Below are 26,034 nucleotides of genomic sequence, written 5' to 3' on the forward strand. Positions count from 1 at the left end.
GGTTATAGCCCAAGGCGTAATCAAACTGCCATGTCCTGGAACAGAGAATCTAGTTACTGTCAGTCCAACATACAAGGTGTTATCCAACATCCGCCGCACACTTTCACTTGTGAAAGTGGACCGCGAAGGCGCCCGAAGGGTGAGGCCGCAGGCCGAAGTCACAAGGTGGCTTTCGAGGAAGGCGGCGAGATGGCTGTTTTTCAACAACCTTTTAAACGAAAAAGCCCTTGAATCTGATCAGGCCCCTAGTCAGGGTTCCAGTCAAAATCAAGGGCTTATAGTCACTAATTGGAGCGGGAAACGGGATTCGAACCCGCGACTTCAACCTTGGCAAGGTTGCACTCTACCACTGAGTTATTCCCGCTTGGGAGCTTTGTTATTTACCAAAACGAGACAGGAGTGTCAACCTTTTTTTGTGTCGACGGAAAAATTCTTTCCATCATCAAAGCTCTCATTGTTCCAGCAGGTTTCCATATATCTTAATAATACTGCCGGCGCGTCCCCGCCAGGAATGCTGATTGCGGGATTTTTCCAGACCGATACGAGACAGCTCGTCAAGTCGTGCCGGGTCATTCAGTAGTGCTGCTATCTGCCTGGCAAGATCCCCCGCATCCCCATAAGCAGCGTAGACTCCTGCCTCGCCGAGTATTTCCCGGTTGACCGGTGTGTCGAACACAACGGTGGGCAGTCCACAGGCCATATAATTGAAAAGCTTGCCATTAGCTTCTGTACGAGAAAGCTTTGGGGATACCGCCACATCTCCGGCGCTGAGATAGCGGGCAGCATCTGAATAATCTATTTTTCCGGTAAAAGTAACATATTTCTGCAATCCCAATTCAGCAGCCTTTTTACGATATAGCTCTTCCGGATACCCCATCAGAAGAAAATGTATATTGAATCCTTGAGCAACAAGAATCTGTATCGACAACAGAAGCAGATCCAAACCTTGATAGCTATTGAGAACTCCAAGATAGACAACGAGAGGCGAGGTATCGGGAATATCAAAGGCCTGCCGGACCTCAGCGCGGGGATATGGATGAAAATGATCCGTATCAACTCCGTCGATTACTGCAGTTATCTTCTGCTGCGGAACCTGCCACTGCTGCAGAAGAAGCTCAGCCCCGGCTGAAGAGCTGGCGATAAGAGCATCTACACTTGCATTTATTTTTCGCTCGATGCCTGCGAAAAACTTTTCAAGAGACGACCCTTGCTTGAAAAAACCATGGTCGCGGCATTCGACAGTCAAGCTCCCCTGAAAATCCATGACTAAGGGAATACGCAATATCGCTTTGAGCAGAATACCGATAAAGGCACCCTCATGGAGATGAGCATGAATGATCTGGGGTTGGAAGGAACGGGCAACCGATAAAGCCTTGAAGAACAACAACAGATCCAGAAGAGGTTTCTGCCAGGAGGGCCCGGCAGTCAACCGACGGTACCAGGAAACCTGCGGGATACGCACAGTGGGAATGCCGGACATATCCCGGCCGATGTGGTAGGTGACAATGTGTACCTGGCACCCTAGTTCAATTAATGCCCGCGCCTCTTCGTATATCCTGACATGGCAACCGCGATCGGCAAAATAGGGTGTCGGGGCGAGCATAAGGATGCGGGTTGGCCGGTCAGCCAAGGTTGATCTTCTCCCTGACTACATAGATCGGTTTACCTTGAGCCTCATAGTAGGTACGGGCATTCAGCTCCCCAAGAAGGCCCAGCACAATGAACTGGATTCCCATGAACAGTAGAAAGGCAGTCAGAATCAGAAGGGGGTTGCGGTTCATGCTGTAATGCTCGAATACTTTCATGTAAACCGTAGCCGCACCACTGGCGCAGCCGGCCATGAGAGTATAGAATCCCCATCTACCGAAAAGTTGTATCGGCTTTGTAGAATAGGAGAGCAGGAATTTGACTGTCATCAGGTCCAGGATAACCCGCAGGGTGCGAGAAATACCGTACTTGCTCTGGCCATGCAGGCGCTGATGATGTTTTACCGGAAGTTCAGCTACCCTGGCTCCCACCTGTGAAGCTAATGCGGGAACAAAACGATGCATCTCACCGTACAGATTAACGCCGTCCAGCACCTCACGCCGATAAGCTTTCAGTGTGCAGCCGTAATCATGAAGGTGCACGCCGGTAAATGAAGAAATAAGCGCATTGGCCAATATGGAGGGAATTTTTCGAGTTATGAATGTATCTTTCCGGTCACTGCGCCAGCCGGACACCACATCATACCCCTCATCAAGCTTATTCAGCAGCCGTGGAATATCGACAGGATCGTTCTGCAGGTCTCCATCCATGGGGATAATGACTTTACCGGAAGCAGCGTCGAATCCGGCTGACATTGCCGCCGTCTGACCAAAATTCCGCCGCAGCCTGATGATTTTCAGCCGCTCATCCGTAACCGCCAGCTGCTGCAGCCTGACAAACGAGGCATCCGAGGACCCATCGTCAACCATGATAATCTCATAGTTCCAGTCAGCAGCGCTCAAAGCGCTGGTGATGGCCCTGTACAGCGCCTCAACGTTGTCCTGCTCATTGTAGATCGGTACTACTATGCTGAAATCCACATCCAACTCCAATTCATTTATCTCACACGAAGACACTAAGCCACGAATTTTTAACCCATTTATTTTTACTCGACGTGCCCATTCAGTACTCGAAATATCCCATCTTTCATTAACTCTTCACCAAAGTTCAGCAGGTAGCCAAGTTTTTTGTCCGTTAATTTGAGATATGTCAAAACCTGTTTTTTATGAGCCTTACAAACACTTTCAACCGACTTAAGCTCAATTATTACCTTGTTTTCTACCACCATATCTGCCCGAAACCCTTCATTGAATTCAATACCACGAAACCTGATGGGAATTGGTACTTGGCGTTCGACCTTCAAGCCGGCTTCACACAGAAGATGCGCAAGCACCACTTCATATACCGTCTCGAACAACCCTGGTCCAAGCTCAATATGCAGGTTAACAGCGCGATCAACCACGATTTTACCGATTTCATTTTCCGTCATCCTTACCACCTTTTCCCCAATCAATCTGTCTTTTCCTTAGTGCCTCCGTGCCTTCGTGTGCCAATTACATGTTTTCAATTACCACACATCCTGCTCAAAAGTCTTGATTCTTCTCACCACAACCGGCATGGCTGCCACTTCCGCACCGCCTCCCCTGCCCCTGCAGAGTCCATACAACAGACCACAACCGTTGCTTATGTGCAGCAGAGGAAAAATGAACAGCAACAACATCTTGGATAGCTCACGCGACGAAAAAACTGCTGATATGGAAAAGAGTATGTCAAGGACAAGATAGGCGATCAGCGGGATCAACCAGAATGGAGAAAATACTACTCCGAAAGGAAGAGACATCAAGTAGATCAGTAATCCGAGAGGTGCAAAGCTGAGCGGTGAAACAGAGCGGGAAATGAGCGTCTGCTGCCCCCGCCCCCGGCCGTATGAGAACATCTGACGGACGAACTGGCGGATGCTTGTGCGTTGACTACGTTCTACCGCCATCTCAGGAACATGCATCAGTTTCAGGCCGAGAGCACCCACCCTGTCAAGCAGTTCGTTCTCCTCATTCGGGTACAGCCGTTCGTCAAATCCATTCAGAGCCGTAAAAACTTCCCGCCGCATTGCCAGATTGCAGAGGATCAGCTCCTTTTCTGTGGTCTCGCGAATGCGGCCGACTGACCGATAACGATTCCGCATTCCTCCTGCCCCAAAACAAGAGACCAAGGCACCCCCAAAGAGGCGCTGTAGCAGAGAATCCCCTGCTGGCGTCAACGAAGGCCCTCCTACCACACCGACAGCAGGATCAGTCATGACTGTGGCAATGATTCCAAGACAATCGGCAGCTACCCTGGAATCATCATCGAGGAAAAAAACAATCTCTCCTGCCGCCTCCTGCACAGCAAGATTACGTTGCTGACTCGGCCTGCATCCCTCAGCCACTAGAATTTCGAAGCGACAGGAACTGCTCAAGCGGCGCAATGATTCCAGGGCAGTGATTGCTCCACCAGGCTTTACGGGTATGACAATGGAAAAAGTTGGCATGGTGATCACACAAAAAAACCGGGCATTACCCCGGTACATACATAACGAAAATGTAACTCTCGGTTAGAATTTCTTTTTAACGTTAGCAGAAAAGCGTTTTTCAATTCTGCCGTCAGTAACGCTTTTGCCATAACTGTAATCAAAGCTGGCCTCAAGCAACCTGAACTGCGCGCCGATTGAGCCATAATAACTGAGCGTGTAGCTCCCGAAATCTTTGACAAAGTTATATCGCGTACCTGCTGCCACTAGCATTTGACGCAGAGGATAATATTTGGCACCAAGAGAAAAATAATTATTACGCTGCGTCAGATTTACCGGGCCATTATATACTGCCTGATCGGTTGATACAAAGGATTGATTTATCTCAAAAAGCCTGCGAGCAATGCCTGATGTACGATAATAGTAATAATTCAGCGACTGCTCCACATTGAAAGTTTCTATCGGATTTACGCCACCCAGTGCTTTGTAATAAGTAAGCCCCGCCCTTCCATCAAAGTTTCTATTAAAAATATAATTTATCCTGTTCTCACTACTCAGACTGTTTGAAGAATAGTCCACCACTGAATTCCCGGAAGCATACGTATTTCGACTCGATAGCATCAGATTACCACTTGTGTAGTTCACACCACCCTCAACTCTTGTGATGGTGCTGCTTGGACCACCTGATGGAATATACATATCTTCTGAGACAGATAGAATTGCGTTAAGTCGTGGTTTTGGATTCCAGGCAACACTGAAACGCGAAATGGATTGGTAACTCGATCCGCTATTTGTGGAATAATTTCTGGGATCAAAATATTGTGGGGTACTAGTTACGGCGCCGGAGATATTACTGGAAATGTACTGGGATCGGCCACCAGTAAAGCGATTGGTCTGGTCCAGACTGAAACGGATTTTATCGGAAGGAATATACATGGCATTTGCGGTAATCTCTTGATCAATGAAATTACTCGAAGTACTGGAAACATCGTAAAAGTAGCTGCGAATATTATAATTTGCGCCTACAGCAATCTGCCGTGAAAAACGAGAGGTGCTCGTAGTCCCCACACTGGCAGAAACAATGTTAGCTTCAGTGTTTCGTGAAGTAGTCACATGTTCCAACCCTAGTCCATGATTAAGTGTAAAATATGAGTTTTTAAAAGCATCGATTCTGTAGTTGGTATTAATGGTGGTAAACTGATCACCCTTGTTTGTACTGCTGTCATTAAATGAAGCGTATCCACTCCAGTTTGCGTCTCGACCCAGGATACCTGTGGCGTATATGGGCAAGGTAGTTTTATAGGTTATCAGACTATTGTTTTCTTTAAGCCTGGTGAAATTATTGAAAGAGCGGGCTTCCCATTTTTCCCGTCGTGCGGAACCAAATAGATTAACGCTGATTTCTTCGGAAACATCGTTACCGCGTTGACTAACACGCTTGGTCAACTGTCCATCCGCAGATATCTGCAGCCAGTTGGTAAAGTCGATCCAACGACGCTGTAAAGCCTGATCAACGGTGCCAATCTGAATCTGGGTTTCCCGATAATCATTATCAGCATTCACATAATCTTTATAGGTAACGTAGCGGTAGTGAAACCAGTTTTCCTTTTTATTAAGACTGACAAAAGCAAGACGAGAAAGACGATTATTCACAGGAAATTCTGCATGAAGATCCTTGTTAACCTGGTCACGATAATCCAGCATCAACATCGGGAAGTGGCGCAGCAATTCATTATAGCCATTAGTCATGCCATTCTTGACCCCCATGATCAAGGTACCGCCACTATCAATATGCTGACCGTTCATAATACTTGTGGTCAACATGGTTTGTGCACCTACGGTGTTATTACCCTGAATGCCACTGAAAATCTGGCTTCCGGCATCAAATTGAGGGTCTGCAATGGAGGAGGAGCTGAACGTACCAAGAAGCGGTGAGGAATCAGTGACAAAATACGTCCGGCTCAGATCCCTGCTGAATAAATGCAATTTCAAGGGAAGCTCTTTCGGATCCACATAAATTTCACCACTGTACAGCAGGTGCCCTCTGCTTTCGGAAGGAGTTTCCACCGAAGTGGTTGACTTTATTGTTGTATCAAATGTGGCCCATTCGTAACCAAGCGCGATATCATATCGACCGAAGCGGCCATCGAGGATTTTCCCGTTTTTTTCATAAAGGAGGGAGTACCGCTGGGAGAGGGAGTGAGCTGAGAGGTGTCGCTGAGTGTTATCCCTGACATCGTAGTTCACATAATTGAGTTCCGCCTCGGCTGAAAGTCGACACAAAGCATCCGTCGGAATCAGCATGAGCCCCAAAAGAACTACAACGAACAGCTGTGTTTTTACGTACATTAAAAAGGTCATTTGAACCTTAAAAAAATGCTCTGCAACGCCAAAAATCGAGCCAGAAAAGTACGAGGAGTAAAATCTATACTATGAATGCAAGAACCAAACCCAATTAACAAACTTCAAATACTGACAAAACCATTTTATTTCAGCCACTTATCAGGCACACAACTAGCACGCAATAATTTCCAGTCTTATAACCCTATCGCAATAGCCATTTAACTTAACGTACCGGGTCAGAGCCAGTCGAAGGGACAAGATACTGAAAAACCTGAACCCTGGCATTAAGCTGATCAACGATGAACATTCTTCCGCTCTTGTCAATGTCGATGCTTATCGGCAGCGAGAAACCACCAGGCGCCAGCTTTCCGGAATTGGAAACAGCGTAGTATCCGCCAAAAGCAAGCAAAAGATCTCCGCTCTGATTAAAGATTTTGATACTGTTTGCGCGACCGTCAGCAACATAAATGTTATCGTCCGGGTCAACAGCAACAGATTTTATCAGCTGAAAATCTCCCTCACCGGTTCCCCGCGTACCAAAGCTTTTCAGATATTTACCCTTAGGATCAAAAAACTGAATGCGTGCATTGAATGCATCAGCCACCAGCAGCTCTCCCCTGGAATTGACAACCATACCCACAGGTCGATTAAGCTGCCCCGCGGAATCACCGGGACCGCCTATTACGTAATTTAGACTACCATCAAGATTCAATACGAAGATTTTGCTTTGTTCCGCATCTGATACGTACAAACGCTGGCGTATCTTATCAATAGTCAGAGCAATAGGACGTTTGCATACTTCAGCAACATCCAGTGTCCTTACATATTTTTCCGAGTGATCAAAAACCAGGATCTTTCGTTGATGTGGCTCCAGAACAAAAAGGTTCATTTCACGATCGAGAGCCAGTCCAACTGGTTTTATTCGCCCGGAGAGTTTCGCCTGATGCAGGGGAAGCATGCGAAACTCCGACTGCGCAATATCAAATACAAAAACCGCAGCAGCTTCGATGTCCGCTACATACAGTTTGTTGTGAACATCATCTATGCGCGCCTCTGTCGGCTTTATCAGGCCGATTGGGCTGTCCTCTCCGACCACCGCTTCTTTAAGACGACGGAATGCGGTTTTTTCCAGATCGAGCTGACTATGGTAGGCAGTGATCCACTCTATACGGGCCGGATTTGGGGGGAGCGGCCAAAAGTAGCGCTCACGAAGTGCAGAATCAGAAGAAGCACAGCCAAGGGTAGAGAAAAGCACATAGAGACTAAAGACATATACAAGAGGGCGGAGATACTTCATAGGCTGACACACCGAAAGAAACTGGTTAATAAAAAAGAGGCGGATTTCTCCGCCTCCCAGAGTACTGAAACTGACTTTTATTTACTTGTTATGGCATGCGAGACAGAGTCCACTACCCGAGTTGGAGATACGCAGGAACGGTGCGGTTGAACCGGCAGCACCTGGATCATGGACTTTGTGGCAGCTGGCACATTCGAGATTATTACCGCCTAAACCAAAGAAAGCGCTTCCACCCAAAGTGGCGTTGGCAGCAGCTTTGGTATTCAGGCCAGTCGCATCTTCGGTGGCGGCTGTATTGTAATCAAACCCGACAGGATGATCGTTTGAGAGGGTCTTTCCACCACCACCACCACCTATATTCGCGTTGGATGTAGCAACAATAGCACCAAGCGCCTCCGGCGCTCCTCCGGCCTTATTGGTGAAAGCTCCCATGGCGGTCACACCATCATGGCAACTCATGCAGAACAGAGAAATACTGTCAGCATCAAAATTTCCGAGGGCCAGCTTGGCTTTGGCAGTTGAACTGATGGTAGGGCTATTGTACATACTCCAGCCGGTTGATGTAGGGTTTGTACGGTTCCAGAGCGGAACAGGTTGTGTCGGATTATGAGGCGTGTGGCAGAAAATACAGATCTGATTTGTTGCACCGGCTGATTTGAATGTTGATGCTGAACCTGAGCTGAGGTCATGCTTGGAGTTTTTGATGCTTGCTGCTCCGGCCATGGAGGCCATTGCCACAAATGCCACGGTGAGTAATGCTACTGCTTTTTTCATTTTGTTCTCCTTTTTTGATTGAAAAATGTGAATCAAGGGGTCTGGTTTTAAATCTTAATAATCTGTGTGGAGCAGTTTTTGTGCCAATATATCAACCCATATAAAACGAACACTTAGCAAAACAGCGGGTCAAGCTTTATTGGGGATTCGCTAAAACACATGGTGAAATAACTGAGAATCTTATTTGTTCTTGGTTCCGGTTGGTGAAGGAGCAACCGGCTTGGCTGCTGGAGCCTGCTCAGTGATTGGATGCTCCTTGAGATATTTCTCGGTCACATATTGATACATCTGAAATCGGCTGTTCATCTGATCAACGATGTAGATGGTGTCATTCTGGTCTATATAGATGGCATTAGGCAGCAGGAAGCCACCTGGCCGCACATCATATCCAGCTCCCTTGAACGAATATGCCCCACCAAAGGCAAGCAGAACTTCACCTTTATCATTAAAGATATTGACACGATGAGCCTTGCCATCGGTCACATATATATGCCCTTCCGAATCAACCGCTACGCCCTTGGCAATATTAAAATCACCAACTGCATCACCCCGTTGACCAAACTCCGAAAGGTATTTACCTTGAGGAGTAAAACGAACGATCCGCGCATTCATCGAATCACAGACCAGAATATTGCCCTCTTGATCGGTCGTGGCAGAGGTCGGATAATTGAAATGTAGATCTCCTGCACCATCCTTGCCGGTTTCCTGAGAACCAAGTACAAAAAGGACCGTTTTGGCAGCCAGATCATATACCAGAATCCGGTGACCTTTTACATCAGTAACCAGCATGCGTTTTCGCGGTTTGTCAATTGACATGGAAGCAATACTTGCCAACTCTTTGGACAAATCAATGGCTGCTACAGCTTTCTCCTGCTGGTCAAAGACAATAACTTTCCTTGTCTTTGCGTCGCCGACATACACATTCCCGTCACCATCGACAGCGACACCTGAAAGTTGCTCGAACATCCCCAACGCTCTCTCAGCTGCCAGTGTATGCAATTTTCTCAGTTTCATATCAAAGACATAGACGCACTGTTGCTTGAAGTCGCTGACATATACTTTGCCATTACCATCGGCGGCAATGTTCAGAGGCCTTTCCAACTCAGCTTGCATTGTTTCACCGACAACAGCTTCAAACAGACTGGCCTGCCTCAAATCTCCTTCATTACTAAAGGCACCCAACCATTCTATACGGGGAGTATCTGGCGGTGGTGGCCAGAAATACCTTTCTCTAACCTGCGGACCGGAAGCACAGCCGGCAAATATAACCGTTGCAGTCAGAACCAGACATTTGATTATCAGCTTTATCTTCGACATTCTTCTCACCTTTTCCATTAAAATGTTTACTTGTTATGGCACAATTGGCACAAGGCCAAACGATCTTCAGGGTTTCCGACGAAGAAATATCGCACCTGACCGCCGTGGGGGTTGTGACACGATGTACAGCTCATTTCCTTGCCGCTTCCTTTCCTGAGAGGGTCCGGCTTTCCTTTGAGGGGGTGACCCTCACCTGTGGTGGTCCTAACAACATGAATTTTAGTAAGCAAATGACCGTGACATGAAAGGCACAGCTCATTTATCGGCTTGATAAGCTGCGATTCATTCTGGCTGCCGTGGGAATCGTGGCAGGCTTCGCACATTCCGGCTTCAATCGGCCCGTGCACGAATTTGCGCTGTTTCATCTGAGCCGCCATATCCGCATGACATTCATAGCACAGTGCCGCCCCCCGCTTGGGAACTGCATATTTTGGAGTGCCCTTGCTGCTGTGGCAGTAACCGCACGAATAAGTACCAACCGGCCCATGCACGTACTTCACGTTAATCAGCTTTTTGTGGCAGCGAAAACAGGGATTGTCCTTCGCAATATTACTGTTCATCTGAGCCGGTGTGGCATTCATATTATGACAGGCAACGCATTGCTGCTCCCGCTCCGGAACATGCATGGTATTACTGGCAAATTCGGGTGGAGCCTGCCGGTCGCCACTTTGTGCTACATAATAAATATTCGTACTGCTTGACTCGACCTTCTGACCGCCGCGGAACAGATCTACTTGTAATTTGTTGGGACCACTATCCCAAATCGCCTGAGCGATAAAAAAATCCTTGAACAACTTTCTATATTCTGGGGACCCCACCTCGATCAAATCACTGGCGACTCCATTTACCGTCACCCTTACTCCGGTAAGATCATTTTCATTGAACTTGATGATCATGTGCCCCGAACGGTTGACCCAACTATTGGCAGCCGGATAGATATAATCAACAGCCGCCTGAACAGAAGCGGCAGTAAGGCTTAAAGCCAGCAACAACAGGATTGGCAACCGCTTCATCATGATTTCTCCTTCAAGGATTGTTTACCGCATTGATTCGATCATAGGATTTGGGTTTATGACAGCCTACAACGCAGGTGCCGCCTGTTTCGGTTTTTGTATAACGTATGGGTATCCTCCACCTGCCAAATCCGGAAATCTTTGCTGAAATCAGGCGCTGCTGGGAAGCTGCATGCGGGTCATGACACACCTTGCAGGATCTTCCTTTTTCCAGTTTGTTGATGTGGATGAAATGGATATTTTCCAGACCGTTTCTAAAACCTGTCTGGACATCTGTCAGCTTGTCATCTGCCAACTGGTTGTTGTGGCACCCAAAGCAAAGAGCAAAGTTGCCCTTGTTGAACGGCATGTAGAACTCATCTGCATAAAAATTCCTCAGCAAACGTGGATTTTCAGTGCCATGAGTGGCATGGCAGGCATTGCAATCGCCCTGCCCCACCGGTTTATGAATCGATTTTCCGCTAAACATCGCCTTGTCATGGCAGAGGATGCACAAGTTGACTCCCTCTCCTTTTAACATGTACTTCACATTGGATTCATGGGGATCATGACATCCGGTACAGTTGCCATCTGCAATGGGAGGGTGTGGATGCTTACGGTCAAACTGTTTTTTTTCATGGCACATAAAACAAAGGCGTGCGGGCGGCTCTCTCAGTTGGGATTTGTTTTCACTTTGATGAGCATCGTGGCAGGCAAGACAATCTCCCGATCCCACAGGACCATGCACGTACTTCATGGTATCTTTACGCTCATGGCACTCATTGCAAAGCCCCACCTTGCCATTGTCCGTTAAAACAAAAGCACCTTTCTTTACTTTGGGATGCTTTTCTCCGGATGGACGATGACATGATTCACACTCCCCCTGCCTGACCGGTTTGTGTGTGTACTGTTTTTCGGCTTTTGTAGGATGACAGCCACAACTGGAAACAGCAGCGGCACCAGCAGTTCGTCCCATCCCAAAAGTGAGAACAAGTAGATAGCCGGCAATGATCATGCCTGGAAAAAATCTTTTCATACCCATCCAGTAAACCTTTTCAATCACACAACACCACGAACATACAAGGAAAGCAGGACATCTCTTTACAAGAAACGTGAGATGTCCTGCTTCTTTGGGGGCCTAAATAATTCCAGGGTAAGTAGGTTATCTGTCTCTATTATTCCCTGCCATGAAGGTTCGTCACCAGGATACTACCAAAATGAAGGAGAATGCTGGGTACTATTTCGGAACTTTAAACACCAAGCTTTAGAAGATTTTGAATTCAAGCATGATTCTAATAGTTTGAACAAAAGACCCGGGAGAGATCTGAGCTGCTATTACTTCCCACCACCATAGCTGTGCAGACCGGAAAGAAACAGGTTGACACCCAGATAACAGAAGATGGTGGCAGCAAAACCGATGATCGAGAGCCAGGCAGCTCTTTTACCCACCCAGCCCCTGGTAAAACGGGCATGTAGAAATGCAGCATATACGAACCAGACTATGAGGGACCAGGTTTCTTTTGGATCCCAACTCCAATAGGTGCCCCAGGCATAATTGGCCCAAGCTGCACCGGTAATGATGCCGAGGGTAAGAAGTGGAAAGCCGATCATGATCGCACGGTAGTTGAGGTCATCCAATACCCTGGTAGGGGGGAATAGGGACATGAGGCCACCGGCAGAGACGGAGGACGAGCTGTTTTCTTCGTGAGCGGCCTTGATAAGGTACATGATCGAAACGCCACAGGCCACAGCAAAAGCTGCATAACCGAGGAAGCAAGTTATGACATGGTACAATAGCCAGTTGCTTTGCAGAGCCGGGACCAGGGGTTCAATGTTGCTGGCCAACCCCAGCTGAGCCCACGCCATACCAAGCAGAGCAAAGGGAACGACAAAGGCACCAACTATACGATATTTGTATTTAAGGTCGATGAACATGTAGATCAGAATTATGGTCCATGAAAAAAAGACCACTGATTCATAGAGATTTGATAGCGGAGCATGACCAACGCCCATGTCATATGATTCTTTCCAGCGCAGACCAATGGCAATGGTTTGAACTGAAAGACCGGCATAGGCGAGCAAACTTCCTGCAAGTCCGACTTTCTGGTTCCTACTGGCTAGAAACCCGAAGAAAACGACCATGGAAGCCATATAAGCAAGTGTTGTGGCATTGAATAACATGGAACTGGTCATATAGTGTTCCTCCGTTTTATAGTCTGACGGACTTAGGAAATCGTAGCGAAAATTCGGCTGGACGAGGACAGATTTAGACGATTTTGCAGGTCAATAGTTGTTCTATTGACCAAGAAAGCGACGAAATATAAGCCGTTCAGACGAATTTGCAATAGATATACCCTCAGTCCGACAGGCTCCTATATTTTCTGATTTTTGAGCTTATCTGCCAAGTCCTCAAACTGCATTGCAAAAGCAGCCTGATTTTTGCTGGCGTTTCCATACATGCGTGCGTGCCCCTTGGACAGAACAATCCACACCCGCTTGTGGGACATGAAAAAGGCGATGTACAGGCCCAGAATCATGAGTGTACATCCCAGCCACACTACCCACACTCCCGGGTCCCTTGCCACCTGCAGCCCAGTGTACATACGGGCATTCGTCCCCTGATAACCAAAAATCAGTGCATCGCCGCGCTGTGCATTTACTTCAGGATAATCTTTAAAAACAATGAACGTCTGTGGGGATTTGTTTTTATAGGTTACTTCTACACGTGCCGCTGCGCCGGTAAAATCCGGCATGAACGGCCGTACGTCCTGTGCAGTTTCGAGAAGCTTGAGCGTAGTACCATCTTTGAAAGTGACAGATTCACCCTCGTGAATAGCAAATCGTTCAGCTCCGGCTCCATTTCGCTGGTTTACGGTAAGGTAATGTTCACTCCCCTCATTTGCCTGACCATAGCTGGACTGGTAGAAGGTGATTCCCTTGTAGCTCAACGGATGATTTACAATAACTTTGACATCTTTATAACCCGGAACTGGCTGACCATTTTCAAGAATGGTAAGCAGACTGCGAAACTCTTTCGGTGCCCCCGTAGGGTAGAAGTCCACGGCGAATTTTTCGCAACGCACCTCGAAACCAAGCGAAATCTGTTGCCCGTTACGGGCTTCAACGGCAGAAACAGCGCTCCCCTCTACAATGGAAACATACCCTTTATACCCGAAAAGAGATCCAATGATTGCACCGATGAAAATAACCAGAATACTGAAATGAACCACATAAACGCCGAGGCGGGACCACGCGTTTTTTTGGGCAAACAGGTGGTATTCTCCACTATGCTCAGTCACAACCGGCGATGCAACTTCACGTTTCAGGAATTCAACAAGTGTATCCCGACCAGCAGCAGGAGCTCCTGAAACAGGAATTTCCTGCTTTAAGGAAAAGGTATTTCGTTGGCTATCTCCCAGCACCAGCAAAGGTTCATTGATGAACTTGAGAACGTGCGGCAGGCGCTTAATCGAACAGCAAACAAGATTGAGACTGAAGACATAGAGTAATGTTATGAACCACCACGAGTGGTACATATCAAAAAAGCCGAGCTTAGAGTAAATCTGCAGCTTGGTAGGACTAATCTGGGCCACATACTCAGGCGGTAATTGCCCTTGGGGAAGAATAGTTCCTATGATCGAGGTTAGTGCGAGGGAAATGAGCAAAAAAATTGTCAATTTGAGTGAGCAGAAAAATTCCCAGATTGACTGAGCGAAGCTACGTTGGGTGGGTGCCAATTGTGTCTCCCGTCTGTGTAATCCCGGTTGGAGTCTAAAGAATAGCGTGAATAATAGCCTAATTCCCCCTAAAGGTGTAGCGCTTTTTTGCCTTTTACAAACAAAATCAAAAGAAAAAGGGGTAACAATTTCAAATTGTTACCCCTAAAAGTCAGCTAAAATCTACAACAACTGTTTTACTTGTGGCATTCCTTGCAGGAGGTCGGCCCCTTCTTCATGTCTGTGTGGCAGCCTTTGCAATTTTTGTGTGCCCAGTCCTTACCGAAACCTTCGATTTTGCCGGCACCTTTTTCGTGACATTTCTTGCAGTCACCTACAGCAGCCTGATGGACCTTGTGGTTGAACTTTACGCCTTTTTTCATTTCAATTACATCAGCTGCAAAAGCGGAACCTGCAAAAGCAACAAGAGCAAACATGATTACAATCTTCTTCATTGTGAACTACCTCCTAATAATTTTTTGTAATAATACAGTCGAGTTCTGTCACTGTCAAGTGCATTACTGTATACAGTATCCCGCAAATCAGCGGTCAATAGCCTTTTTGCCGATGTCTTTGCGGTAATGAGCTCCCTTCCAACTAATGGCACCTACAGCCTGATATGCTTTTAAAATAGCTGTCTGCACCGTTTCCCCAAGAGCAGTGACGCCGAGAACCCTGCCGCCGTTTGTCACACAGCGTCCACTGTCCAAAGCAGTCCCTGCATGAAAAACATGCACATCCTCCAACTGGGCTGCCTCTTCCAAACCTTCAATAGCATCTCCCTTTCGATACGAACCGGGATATCCTTCAGCTGCCATGACAACACAAACTGCAGCCTTATCATGCCATTCGATTACGGTGGTGGAGAGGTCGCCGTCAGCGACAGCCATGAGCACCGGAACAAGGTCCGACTTCATCCTCATCAACAGTGGCTGACATTCCGGGTCTCCAAACCGTGCGTTGAACTCGAGAGTTTTTACCTGCCCATCTTTTACCATCAGCCCGGCATAAAGCACACCGCAATAAGGGCGTCCTTCGGTAGCCATACCATCAATAGTAGGACGCAGCACCTCAGCCATGGCGATTTCATGAATTTCAGGTGTGACCACCGGTGCAGGCGAATATGCCCCCATGCCACCCGTATTGGGCCCCAGATCCCCATCAAACACTGCCTTATGGTCTTGAGCACTGGCAAGAGGAACAATGTGTTTTCCGTCTGTGATGGCCAGAAAGGAGGCTTCTTCACCAACAAGAAATTCCTCGATCACTACACGGGAACCGGCACTACCGAAAGCATTTCCGCCGAGCATGTCTTTGACAGCGCCAACCGCCTCATCACGGGTCTGGGCAATAATGACCCCCTTACCAGCAGCAAGACCATCCGCCTTGACCACAATAGGCAGGCCTGTCCGGTCAATGAATGCTTCTGCCGGACCAACCTCCGTAAAAACACCGTAAGCAGCTGTCGGCACATTATATTTCAGCATTAAATCCTTTGAAAAAGCCTTGCTGGCTTCGATGATGGCCGCATTTTTCCGAGGGCCAAAGATCTTGAGGCCATTGCTCTCAAAGAGGTCGACAATCCCAAGGGAGAGCGGTTGCTCCGGACCCACAACAGTAAGAGCGATATCATTTTTGAGAGCGAATTCCAGCAGCTTGTCCAGCTCGTCCACCTGCAGAGGAAGATTCTCAGCCAACTCTGCCGTTCCGGGATTGCCGGGAGCGCAATACAGTTTTTCCACAAGGGGAGATTGAGCTATCTTCCACACCAGGGCATGTTCACGACCACCCCCACCTATTACAAGAATCTTCATTTTGTACCTCGGGGACTAGGGGCTGGGGGCCTGGGGACCGGCAACGCAAAAACCAGCCCCTTTCCCACGGTCCCCGATCCGTGTTTTAATGTTTGAAATGTCTCATGCCGGTGAAGACCATGGCAATGCCGTGCTCGTTGGCAGCCTTGATGACCTCTTCGTCACGCACGCTGCCGCCTGGCTGGATGATGGCCGTCACGCCAGCTTCTGCAGCGGCGTCGACACCATCACGGAAAGGGAAAAAGGCATCCGAAGCCAGGACAGTACCCCTGATCGGAAGAAGCGATTTCTGCACTGCAATTCTGGACGAATCTACCCGCGACATCTGACCTGCGCCGATACCGACGGTCTGATCGCGGCTGGTAAAGACAATTGCATTGGACTTGACATGCTTGCAGACCCTCCAGGCGAAATCCAGAGCTTCATATTCCGATGCTGTCGGAATACGTTCGGTCGCAACCTGGCATTCCCTGGCCCGTACCATACCCAGGTCGCGCCCCTGAACCAGCAGACCGCCGACGACCTTTTTCAGATCATATCCACAGGCGTTATAGTCGCTCAGCAGCGGTACCTGCATCACCCGAACATTTTTCTTTGCTGTGAAAATCGCCAGGGCCTCTTCACTGTAGCCCGGGGCAATAACCGCTTCCAGAAAAGTGGAGGTCAATTCTTTAGCCGTATCGGCATCAACCTGCCGATTGAAACCGACAATTCCACCAAATGCCGAAACCGGGTCGCATTCACGCGCTTTCAGATAAGCAGACAACGGTGAATCCGCAAGAGCTACACCACAGGGATTGGTATGCTTGATGATGACAGCCGCTGACTGTTCAAATTCTTTAACCGTCTCAATAGCCGCATCCAGATCGATGATGTTGTTAAAGGAAAGCTCTTTGCCCTGCAACTGGACAGCATTGGAAACACACGGCTCTGCAACTTCCTTCTCCACATAAAAAGCTGCAGATTGCTGGGGATTTTCACCGTAGCGGAGATCCTGAGCCTTTTTAACCTGAATGGTGAAAGTGGCCGGATATGCATCCACGGCTTCGCCCAGACGGGCTCCCAGATAGTTGGAAATAGCTCCGTCATACGCTGCAGTATGCTGAAAAACTTTGACAGCCAGGCCGAAGTTGGTTTTTTGAGAAACCGCCCCGCCGTTAGCTTTCATTTCATCGAGCACGGCGGCATAATCGCCTGCGTCAACGAGGACGGTGACATCAGGATAATTTTTGGCAGCAGAACGAAGCATAGTCGGCCCACCAATATCTATATTTTCAATTGCGTCCTCTAGATGACACCCTTCCTTGGCAACAGTGGATTCAAAGGGGTAAAGATTAACAACGACCATATCAATATTCTCGATGCCATGTTCCTTCATCTTGGCCACATGTTCCGGATTGCTGCGCATACCGAGCAAACCGCCATGAACCTTGGGATGCAAGGTTTTGACCCGTCCATCCAGCATCTCAGGGAATCCGGTAAATTCAGAAACGTCCTTGACTACCAACCCGGCTTCGCGCAGAAGTTTTGCCGTACCACCGGTAGAGAGAATTTCCACTCCATAACCGGCCAGTTCTTTGGATAGTTCAATAATACCTGTCTTGTCGGAGACGCTGATCAGCGCGCGAGTGATTTTTGCCATGTCTTTCTCCTTTTTTTCGGTAATGCATCATTATTAAAAATGGAACAAATACAAAAACACAAGAGTACAGAGCAGCTTGAATCAAAGGCAAAGAGACCTGAAGTCTTTACCTATAATCTGCACTTTTTGCTATCTCAATGGTCTTTTATGTGGAGGATTATAAACCGGTAAAATTAATATTCTGCAGAAACAGGGTCTCAAACAACGGCGTACCTGAGAGCGGCACAACCCGGAACTTTTCTGCCAGACGCTCCACCGCATCAAAACCGTCGTTTGCCATAAAAACCTGTTCAACACCCACCAAGGCCCCCTCGGGGACGAAACGGGTTTTATGTACCATGCTTTCGTCGAAGATTCCAATGATTTTAAGCCATTCCGGCTGCAAAACAGCTCCGAATGATCCAGTCAAAACCACATCCTGCAAGGCTTGACAACGTATACACGCCCGATCGAAGAGGACCTCCATGCCCGCCCTGAGAGCGCCTTTGGCCAGCTGAATCTGGCGAATGTCTCCCTGAGTCAGCATCAGAACGCGTTGCGCATCCCTGTGAAGTACAAAAGCATTCTCATTTTTGTTCTGAACCACCCGCGCACCAAGGCTGAAAGGTATCTCATCCGCATTACGCAATCTGCCGGTGGGTTCGATTATGCCGGCTTTCAGGAGTTCGGAAACTGCCTCTAGGGCGGCTGAGCCACAGATACCAAGAGGTGGAACAGAACCGATCACCCCTAGCTTCACCCGCTCATCATCTATGCGCACCGAACTGATTGCACCTTTGAGAGCAGCCATGCCGCAGGTCAGATTGCCCCCCTCAAAAGCCGGCCCTGCTGCCGCAGAAGTAGCCCAGATGGTATCTTGATTCACCAGTGCCATTTCCCCGTTGGTCCCCATGTCTAAAAACAGGGACGGGGAACCGGGGACGGGGGACCTGGAAATCTTCTCCAGTTCTTGGCTTCCCGCTTTTACTAGTCCCTCGTCCCCAGTCCCAGGTTCCCGGTTCATGGTCCCATGAAGAAAAGCAACGGTATCTCCCCCAACAAAACCGCCCGGCATCGGAAAAACATAAACCTTTGCATCACCTTCCCACTCCAGCTGTTTGGCCTGTAACCAGGTACCGCTGGTATGGAGTGGCCGGTAGGGTGGAAAAGCCAAAGTGCGTACAGGCAATCCCATCAACAGATGCTGCATAGTGGGGTTGCCGGCAATTGCAACCTGCCCCACCTCTTTCCAGGTAATTCCTGCCATCTTGCAGAGCTCGGCAGCCAAACGCCTCAACTCGATCCTGACTATGCGCGACATTTCTTGCAATGTATCCGCAGAATTGACTGCACCATCGAGTCGCGCGACAACATCAGCCCCAAAGCTGCGTTGAGGGTTCATACTGCCAACCATGGCCAGCCGCTGTCCGCTGGCCAAGTCGATCAGAGATGCTGCCAGGGTGGTTGTGCCCAAATCCACGGCGAGCGCATACATAACTTTAAACAACCTTTATCAAGTGGGATGAAGAAGGAGTCACAGATCCGATCGGAAGGGCAAATATAGCGCGATGTTTGGCTTCAGCCAGAAAAACGCTGGCATCTTCAGGAGAGAAGGCGATCAGCAGTCCTCCCGAAGTCTGAGGATCGAACAGGGGCAATAAAGCATCACCATCAATTCCGGAAACATCGGCACATGGAAGATAGTGATCACGGTTACGATAGCATCCGGCCGGCACCATACCATCGGCGATGAGATCATGCACACCCAACATCAGAGGAATTGCATCAATATTCAGGTTAATTGTCACCCCTGCACCACGGGCCATTTCGCAGGCATGCCCGATTAGCCCGAAGCCGGTTACATCTGTGGCGGCGGTGGCGCGGCACTCTTTCATAAGTTCAGCTGCCGCCCGGTTGAGTGTGGTCATCCAGCCCACAGCCTTCTCGACCATCGCCGGCAGTGCGACCTCTCCCTTGATGGCTGTAGAAATGATGCCGGTTCCCAAAGGTTTTGTCAGGATCAGCACATCCCCCGGACATGCAGACGAGTTGCGAATAACCTCCTCTGGCGCCACCAGACCGGTCACGGCAAGACCATACTTCAACTCATCATCCTCTACCGTATGCCCACCTACAAGGCAGACTCCGGCTTCAGACAACACGCTTTGACCGCCAGCCAGAATTTCGCCCAGAACATCCCCCGGCAGCGAACAGGCCGGAAAAAAGACCAGATTCATGGCTGTCACTGGCCGGGCACCCATTGCATACACATCGGAAACCGCATTGGCAGCCGCGATACGTCCAAAAGTATAGGGATCATTCACCAGTGGGGTGATTATATCGGTCGTCTCTACCAGGGCGCAACCCGGCGCTATTCTGTAGACCCCGGCATCATCGGATGTTTCCGGCCCCACAAGCAGATCAGGATCGCGTTTAGTTGTCCAAAGCCCATCCAGGGCCTTCGCCAGGCTTGCAGGGCCCAGTTTCGCAGCTCAACCGGCGGCTTTTACCATCTGTGTCAGTTTGATGTCATTCACGGTCACATCCTTTTCAGTTAAAAATCATTTTACACGGTCCCAAGCTGGTCCCAGCTCTACTTAAGATACACCCTTGGTACTCGTTTGCTGATACCACAGAAAATTTCATATGGTATGGTTCCGGCAGCCTGGGCCAATTCTTCACCGGAAATGCGGTTGCCCGATTTATCCGATCCGATCAGCACCACCTCGTCTCCGACTGCCACATCCGGTATAGCAGTCACATCCAGCATGATCCAATCCATGCAGACCGTGCCGGCGACCCGGGCCCGCTGCCCCCTTATCAGCACCTCACCGCGGTTGGTAAGGGCTCGAGGATAGCCATCAGCATAGCCTACCGGAACGCTGGCAATCAAGGACCGCTCACTCGTAGTGAAGCGACGGGCATAGCTGATGGTCGTTCCCGGTTCAACCCACTTCAGCATGGCAATCCTGCTTTTCAAACGCATGACCGGGTGCAGATCGAGCTTGCCCTGGAAATCCGGAGAGGGCGCGGCCCCATACAGGGCGATTCCGGGGCGGATGAGATTGCAGTCAGACACATTCTTCAGCAGGGCCGCAGCACTGTTGGCAATATGAATGTAGCGTGGCGTGTACTTGGCCTTACGGGATTCGGCTACAGCCCACAGGAACCTCTCAGTCTGAATTTTAGTGAAATGCTGGCCCGATTCATCCAGCTCATCCGCACTTGCAAAGTGGGAAACAATTCCTTCAAGCAAGATATGGGGTAGTTTGGCAAGTTCCTTTAAAAATTCAGGTGTCTGATTCCAGGGGATACCAAGGCGCCCCATGCCGGTATCGACCTTCAGGTGGATTTTCGCTTTGCGAAATAGTTTGCCGGCTGCCTGGTTGAGAGTCTGGGCCTGCTCCAAAGCAAATACTATTGTGGAAAGGTTATAACCGATGCATTTACGCTCCTGCCCCGGATACACACCCCCCAAAAGCAGAATCGGTTTATCGATTCCAGCTTTGCGGAGCTGAATACCTTCTGCCAGAAATGCGACTCCAAAAGCATTGACACCCAGCTCTTCCAATTCCCGGCTGATATCCATAAATCCATGACCGTAAGCATCGGCCTTTACCACAGCCAAAATCTCGGTAGTTCGTGGAATAGATGACCTCACCACCTGGAAATTATGGCGAAGAGCTGCAAGATCAATCTCGGCAAATGTTGGGCGGCTATCGTACAAAATGACTCCTCTGGTTAGATTCCGTCCGGAAAGTTTTTTCTTTCCTGGCAACGTCAATCTTGGGATTTACATGTGCAGCGTAACGATTAACCTCTTTTATGTTGGAGCTATCCGGAGTTTCAGGATAAGGAACCAGTTAGCAGTTAGTTTGTATTCTCTTCGATCAGTCGCTGGGCCACACCACCGTATCCAGGCAGGCCACGAGCTTTTCTGTAGGCTGCCAATGCACCGTTCCGGTCATTAAGCTTGTTCAACAAGTTCCCGTAAGCAATCCAGATACTGCCGTCACCACCCGCATAGCCAAGTGCCGATTCAAGGGTACTCTTTGCTTTCCTGAGGTTATTCCTTTCATACAGCAATAATCCATAGTTCAGCATGGCATTGGGATTCCTGGGGGAAAGTGCGAGACTTTTTTTGTAAGAGTCCTCAGCCGCACCGGTCTTGCCTACTTTTGAATAAGCTATTCCCAAATTATAGTGCAGGCGCCACGAATCAGGAATGTACATTTTTAAATGTTCATACTCTGCTATGGCCTCATCATACAACCCCAAAACCAGTAGTTGATTGGCCCAATTTCCCCGCAATACGTTATTTCCAGGGTCGGCTCGAACCACCTCTCTTTGTCGGTCAAGCCAAGGTGAAATTCGAGTTATCAGCACGCTTCGGTTCTGTCGTGACCAATCTGCAAAGGCTCTCTCAAAATGCAGTTTCGTGCTGCTGAAAACCCTTCCTGACGTCACTCCATCAATCGCTTTCTGATAATACTCAATTCCCTTGTTGTATTCATTCTGTTTTTCAGCAAGCAAACCTCGCAGGTAATAGCTGAATACCGTTTTAGACTCTTTTGCGTCCGCAGTTTCCAGTAATTGTGCAGCAGCGCCATAGCGGCCTGATTGGATCGCCAGTTGCGCCTGATACAAATCATGAATATTCAGCGTGGAATCCTCTTGGGCAGCTTTTCGGAAAATCTCCAGAGCCGCTTCATGTTCACCAGCAAAAAAACGCGCTTCAGCGGTCCTCAGCTGAAGTTCTCCGATTTTATTGCCGGGGAGAAGACGAGTCAACGGTTCCAAGGCATTTGTTGCTTCCTGATACTTTCCGGCGAAAAACAGCTGTTCCGCAAGACTGAATCTCGGTCGACCTGCTTTACTTGCATATTCGACATTGCTTTTCCAGAACCTGACCGGATCCCCCCATTCCGCATTCCGGAGCAGGGTTGAATATGAAAGGCCGACAAGGATTATACTGACAATAACAGGCCCCATCCTGTGCAAACGGGCAAAAAATTGCTCATAGGAAATCAGGATAATTCCAAATAAGGGAAGATAGAGCCTATGTTCAAAAATAGGATCGAGAGGCAGGAAACTCGATTCCAATACCATGAAAAAGATCACCCACACTGCCCCAAGAAAAGTCAGGGGAAAACGTTTCCTGAACCTGAACACTGTCATGACCACTGTAAATATCAGGATGAATGTCACAACGTGAAGCGGCCTTGGAACCAGGTCGGGCATTGGCCATGAATAGTCCAGCATTTGTCGATATGGCATGACGACAAGCTTGATGTAGACCCAGAACACCTCCAATTGGGAGAGAAAGTACCTGAAGGGCAGCCATGACATATCTCTTACGAAGTCATAAAAAGGCCCTCCAGTGTCACCAACCGGTATAAAATTGCTATCCAGCGCCACGGTTACGGACCCCAGCGACAGCAGCCGCAATCCAACAGTAACAACCGGGATCACAGCCGTAGCCGCTACTGCTGTTTTCCATCCCGCGCACAATTTGTCGCCTCCGCGGTACCACGCCATGGCGCACACTATCACCGGCAGCAGAATGGTATTTTCCTTGGCCATACAGGAAAGAAGCCCGCACATTACCGCCAAGAGCAGGATAGCAATCAGGTTTTCTGCAGGCCTGTCACGCTTTATCAACAGGTAGCGATCCGCAAGAATTACTGAAAGCAGCGCAAACAGAGCGCTTAACAGCGTCATTCTTTGCACGATGTAACTGACCGCCGAGGACTGCACGGGGTGGCACAAAAACAGAAGACCCATGAGCAGGGACCACCGCCTTGCGCCGGTAATCTGTCGAAACAAAACAGCTACCAGCAGGCTGTTGACGACATGGAGAGCAACATTTACCCAGCGCGAGTAAAGCGGGTTGACGCCCCACACAAGTTTATCGAGCGAGAATGATAGAAAAGACAGCCCCCTGGGCAATCCCAGCTGATTGATCACATTCTGGAACGTGGCATTTGCGAGATCAGGGCTATAGAGGAAAATGTGACAATCATCCATGTACCAACCCCCACTGGAAGCGGGCAGGTACAACACGAAACCGACGATGAAAAACAGCCCCGCCGTTATGACCGGAATCAGCTTTGTATGGGGCATGATCAAAACTCTCCTTATGAGATCGTGTGGTGAACCCGAAACCGGCGGAGCTGCCCGGGTTTTCCATCCGGCGTTTATCTGCCGGAAGTATGCCTGGCAGACAGCAGGCTCTTTTCCAGATCAGCGCCTAGCAGGGGATCGAGAGGCTTCAGCAGATTGAGGCAATCCTGGACATTATCGTATCGCCCAAGATTGATCAGTGCCAGACCGAGATTATAGAGTACGCCGGGCGAGCGGGGATTAAGGGAGCGTGCTGTCTGATAATAACCGACAGCTTCAAGATGGCGGCCCTGCATTGCCAATGCACTCCCCAAATTTTCATACGCTGCTGGATTTCTGGAATGCTTTAGAATGGCAGTACGTGCCGACGTTTCTGCCTCGCTCCAATTACCAATAGCCGCATAAGCTGTTGATAGAGCAAGGTAATTTCGATGATTATGAGGAGCTACATCGATATCGTGACGAATGAGTTTAATCTCATCACCCCAGACAGCATTACGCTTGCAGGTTAAACCGGACAGTATCAACACCAGTGCAACAGATGCGACGATTCTGATTCGTTCTGGTTTTATACTGGCAAGCAGGTACAAAGTACCAACTATCAAACCGAACATGCAGAAGTACACTCTGTGTTCAACAAGCGGATCAAGCGGTATTATCGATGACTCAATAACCAAGGCAAGGAGAAACCATACGACTGCGAAGGTCAATAATGGGTATCGTTTGTAAACAACAAGGGAAGCAAAGAGACAAAAAAACAGTGCAGAGGCAGCAAAGACAACCTTAGCAGAAATAACTCCGTCAACGAGCGGATAGGCATGGTCAACTGCTTGATGCAAAGGCAACAAAAACAAAGCTACATAACGCCAGACAACAATCGATTCCGTTGCCAGATACAATTGTGAAAGCTCCAAACTATCGGGCAAAACATCCAGGTATCTTACATGAGCCCCTGAAAACACTTTTTCGCCCTGAGCATTATTAATGCGGGGGACGACTCGATCAATCATCCAGAATTCAGCTTTTCCCGGATTATCAGTAAGCTTTGTTTCAGGCTTGTTAAAGTGAGACAGCGCAAGCAGCAAAACAACAATGAACACAGGGATTGAATACCCCAATACGTGCTTGAACTTCGTGGCAGGAGATATACATTTAGCCCACAGGAAAAACATGATTGGCAGGACAGCTGTGTTTTCCTTACTCAAGACGGCAAACATCCCGCACACTGTTGCAGCCAGCCAATAGCCTGCTTTTTTTGAATAACTGGAAGGGCACGTGCTATTAAGGTCGTCTATACCTTTTGAAAAAAATAAAAGTGAAGTCAATGCGAAAAAAACCGCCTGACATGTCATTCTCTGGACGATGTAATTGACCGCCTGGGTCTGAACAGGATGAACAAGAAACAGCAACCCACCCAGTAATGGCAGGTAACCTTTAAAAATTCTGGACAGAAGTTTATAAACGACCAGCGAAGTACCAACGTGCAGGGCCAAATTCACCAATCTGAAATAGTGAGGAACAAGATCTCCCAACCAGACATTCAATCCCAAGGTTAAGTACGATAGCCCACGTTGTGAAAAGATATTTTTAAAAAGATTTCCAAGATCTCTTAAACCGTCGTTTCCTAGAATCAGATGATTATCATCCAGCAACCACGGACCAGCAAACGCACTGTAATAGAGAACTATTCCAATTGCAGCGAACAGCAACAAAACAACTACATCATTTCTGGATTTAAATCGTTGCACCAGCAAAATAATACCTCGATTATTCAAGATTTCTCTTGATATACCCTGCTCCGTCATGATTATTCAATGCTTGTGTGAGAGTTGCAGGTGTACCATAAAAGATCACAAATTTCTATTCTATCTGATCTCAAAGCAATTGAATTGACTTTATAATACTGAATTTTTATAGTTGAAAAAAGTAGTACATACAACCCGGACTCACTATTAAAATATTTAAATATGCAATGTCACGTCATTGAAAATTCATTCTACTCGG

Annotated in this window: 20 protein-coding genes and 1 tRNA gene; all 21 read right to left on the reverse strand. The window is 48.4% G+C overall.

The window, feature by feature from the left end; translation table 11 throughout:
• Positions 1-289 precede the first annotated feature (289 nt).
• The 21 genes from KJB30_RS12175 to KJB30_RS12275 all read right to left on the reverse strand — a co-directional run bounded on the left by KJB30_RS12175 (position 290) and on the right by KJB30_RS12275 (position 25,805).
• A tRNA-Gly gene (locus KJB30_RS12175) sits at positions 290-364 on the reverse strand.
• An 87-nt stretch (positions 365-451) separates the two neighbouring features.
• Positions 452-1,630 carry a glycosyltransferase family 4 protein gene (locus KJB30_RS12180; protein WP_246545664.1) on the reverse strand — a complete coding sequence of 393 codons (1,179 nt, stop codon included), beginning with the start codon at positions 1,628-1,630 and terminating at the stop codon, positions 452-454.
• Positions 1,623-2,567: a glycosyltransferase family 2 protein gene (locus KJB30_RS12185; RefSeq protein ID WP_214299661.1), complete on the reverse strand. Its 945-nt coding sequence runs from the start codon at positions 2,565-2,567 to the stop codon at positions 1,623-1,625. Before KJB30_RS12185 ends, KJB30_RS12180 begins: the two co-directional genes overlap by 8 nt.
• 65 nt (positions 2,568-2,632) lie before the next feature.
• A complete protein-coding gene (locus KJB30_RS12190) occupies positions 2,633-3,016 on the reverse strand; it encodes a GxxExxY protein (protein WP_214299663.1) in 384 nt (127 codons plus the stop codon).
• A 78-nt stretch (positions 3,017-3,094) separates the two neighbouring features.
• On the reverse strand, positions 3,095-4,054 hold the full coding sequence (locus KJB30_RS12195; protein ID WP_214299665.1) for a glycosyltransferase family 2 protein: 960 nt from the start codon (positions 4,052-4,054) through the stop codon (positions 3,095-3,097).
• A gap of 63 nt (positions 4,055-4,117) precedes the next feature.
• Positions 4,118-6,382 carry a hypothetical protein gene (locus tag KJB30_RS12200; RefSeq protein ID WP_214299667.1) on the reverse strand — a complete coding sequence of 755 codons (2,265 nt, stop codon included), beginning with the start codon at positions 6,380-6,382 and terminating at the stop codon, positions 4,118-4,120.
• A 217-nt stretch (positions 6,383-6,599) separates the two neighbouring features.
• Positions 6,600-7,673: a 6-bladed beta-propeller gene (locus KJB30_RS12205; RefSeq protein WP_214299669.1), complete on the reverse strand. Its 1,074-nt coding sequence runs from the start codon at positions 7,671-7,673 to the stop codon at positions 6,600-6,602.
• Positions 7,674-7,754: 81 nt separating this feature from the next.
• On the reverse strand, positions 7,755-8,447 hold the full coding sequence (locus tag KJB30_RS12210; protein WP_214299671.1) for a cytochrome c3 family protein: 693 nt from the start codon (positions 8,445-8,447) through the stop codon (positions 7,755-7,757).
• Between the two features lie 180 nt (positions 8,448-8,627).
• Positions 8,628-9,764, reverse strand: a complete 1,137-nt coding sequence (locus tag KJB30_RS12215; protein ID WP_214299673.1) for an NHL repeat-containing protein — start codon at positions 9,762-9,764, stop codon at positions 8,628-8,630.
• A gap of 26 nt (positions 9,765-9,790) precedes the next feature.
• Positions 9,791-10,780: a cytochrome c3 family protein gene (locus KJB30_RS12220; protein ID WP_214299675.1), complete on the reverse strand. Its 990-nt coding sequence runs from the start codon at positions 10,778-10,780 to the stop codon at positions 9,791-9,793.
• A 10-nt stretch (positions 10,781-10,790) separates the two neighbouring features.
• Positions 10,791-11,792 (reverse strand): cytochrome c3 family protein, encoded by a 1,002-nt coding sequence (locus KJB30_RS12225; RefSeq protein ID WP_214299677.1) that lies wholly within the window; start codon positions 11,790-11,792, stop codon positions 10,791-10,793.
• A gap of 299 nt (positions 11,793-12,091) precedes the next feature.
• Positions 12,092-12,949, reverse strand: coding sequence for a c-type cytochrome biogenesis protein CcsB (ccsB, locus tag KJB30_RS12230; protein WP_214299679.1), 858 nt, complete (start codon positions 12,947-12,949; stop codon positions 12,092-12,094).
• A gap of 179 nt (positions 12,950-13,128) precedes the next feature.
• Positions 13,129-14,493 (reverse strand): cytochrome c biogenesis protein ResB, encoded by a 1,365-nt coding sequence (gene resB / locus KJB30_RS12235; protein WP_214299681.1) that lies wholly within the window; start codon positions 14,491-14,493, stop codon positions 13,129-13,131.
• 176 nt (positions 14,494-14,669) lie between these two features.
• Complete coding sequence (locus KJB30_RS12240) at positions 14,670-14,927, reverse strand: cytochrome c7 (protein WP_214299683.1); 258 nt, start codon at positions 14,925-14,927, stop codon at positions 14,670-14,672.
• A gap of 87 nt (positions 14,928-15,014) precedes the next feature.
• Positions 15,015-16,286, reverse strand: a complete 1,272-nt coding sequence (gene purD, locus KJB30_RS12245; RefSeq protein WP_214299685.1) for a phosphoribosylamine--glycine ligase — start codon at positions 16,284-16,286, stop codon at positions 15,015-15,017.
• 85 nt (positions 16,287-16,371) lie between these two features.
• Positions 16,372-17,928: a bifunctional phosphoribosylaminoimidazolecarboxamide formyltransferase/IMP cyclohydrolase gene (gene purH / locus KJB30_RS12250; protein WP_214299687.1), complete on the reverse strand. Its 1,557-nt coding sequence runs from the start codon at positions 17,926-17,928 to the stop codon at positions 16,372-16,374.
• Between the two features lie 157 nt (positions 17,929-18,085).
• Positions 18,086-19,402 (reverse strand): ASKHA domain-containing protein, encoded by a 1,317-nt coding sequence (locus KJB30_RS12255; protein ID WP_214299689.1) that lies wholly within the window; start codon positions 19,400-19,402, stop codon positions 18,086-18,088.
• Between the two features lie 4 nt (positions 19,403-19,406).
• Complete coding sequence (gene selD / locus KJB30_RS12260; RefSeq protein WP_214299691.1) at positions 19,407-20,450, reverse strand: selenide, water dikinase SelD; 1,044 nt, start codon at positions 20,448-20,450, stop codon at positions 19,407-19,409.
• A 50-nt stretch (positions 20,451-20,500) separates the two neighbouring features.
• Positions 20,501-21,634 (reverse strand): alanine racemase, encoded by a 1,134-nt coding sequence (alr, locus tag KJB30_RS12265; protein WP_214299693.1) that lies wholly within the window; start codon positions 21,632-21,634, stop codon positions 20,501-20,503.
• Positions 21,635-21,777: 143 nt separating this feature from the next.
• The gene (locus tag KJB30_RS12270) at positions 21,778-24,030 is read right to left on the reverse strand and encodes a tetratricopeptide repeat protein (RefSeq protein ID WP_214299695.1); all 2,253 of its coding nucleotides are present in this window, start codon (positions 24,028-24,030) and stop codon (positions 21,778-21,780) included.
• Between the two features lie 74 nt (positions 24,031-24,104).
• Complete coding sequence (locus tag KJB30_RS12275; protein ID WP_214299697.1) at positions 24,105-25,805, reverse strand: tetratricopeptide repeat protein; 1,701 nt, start codon at positions 25,803-25,805, stop codon at positions 24,105-24,107.
• Positions 25,806-26,034 lie beyond the last annotated feature (229 nt).

The sequence above is a fragment of the Pelotalea chapellei genome (assembly GCF_018531195.1).
GTDB lineage: Bacteria > Desulfobacterota > Desulfuromonadia > Geobacterales > Pseudopelobacteraceae > Pelotalea > Pelotalea chapellei.

Bases quoted from the DNA above. Each gene is read 5' to 3' on its own strand.
- KJB30_RS12220 (WP_214299675.1), bottom strand. From the start codon at position 10,780: ATGATGAAGCGGTTGCCAATCCTGTTGTTGCTGGCTTTAAGCCTTACT.
- ccsB (WP_214299679.1), bottom strand. From the start codon at position 12,949: ATGACCAGTTCCATGTTATTCAATGCCACAACACTTGCTTATATGGCT.
- KJB30_RS12195 (WP_214299665.1), bottom strand. From the start codon at position 4,054: ATGCCAACTTTTTCCATTGTCATACCCGTAAAGCCTGGTGGAGCAATC.
- purD (WP_214299685.1), bottom strand. From the start codon at position 16,286: ATGAAGATTCTTGTAATAGGTGGGGGTGGTCGTGAACATGCCCTGGTG.
- KJB30_RS12255 (WP_214299689.1), bottom strand. From the start codon at position 19,402: ATGTATGCGCTCGCCGTGGATTTGGGCACAACCACCCTGGCAGCATCT.
- purH (WP_214299687.1), bottom strand. From the start codon at position 17,928: ATGGCAAAAATCACTCGCGCGCTGATCAGCGTCTCCGACAAGACAGGT.
- KJB30_RS12200 (WP_214299667.1), bottom strand. From the start codon at position 6,382: ATGTACGTAAAAACACAGCTGTTCGTTGTAGTTCTTTTGGGGCTCATG.
- KJB30_RS12270 (WP_214299695.1), bottom strand. From the start codon at position 24,030: ATGCCCCATACAAAGCTGATTCCGGTCATAACGGCGGGGCTGTTTTTC.
- KJB30_RS12240 (WP_214299683.1), bottom strand. From the start codon at position 14,927: ATGAAGAAGATTGTAATCATGTTTGCTCTTGTTGCTTTTGCAGGTTCC.
- KJB30_RS12190 (WP_214299663.1), bottom strand. From the start codon at position 3,016: ATGACGGAAAATGAAATCGGTAAAATCGTGGTTGATCGCGCTGTTAAC.
- KJB30_RS12225 (WP_214299677.1), bottom strand. From the start codon at position 11,792: ATGAAAAGATTTTTTCCAGGCATGATCATTGCCGGCTATCTACTTGTT.
- KJB30_RS12215 (WP_214299673.1), bottom strand. From the start codon at position 9,764: ATGTCGAAGATAAAGCTGATAATCAAATGTCTGGTTCTGACTGCAACG.
- KJB30_RS12210 (WP_214299671.1), bottom strand. From the start codon at position 8,447: ATGAAAAAAGCAGTAGCATTACTCACCGTGGCATTTGTGGCAATGGCC.
- KJB30_RS12205 (WP_214299669.1), bottom strand. From the start codon at position 7,673: ATGAAGTATCTCCGCCCTCTTGTATATGTCTTTAGTCTCTATGTGCTT.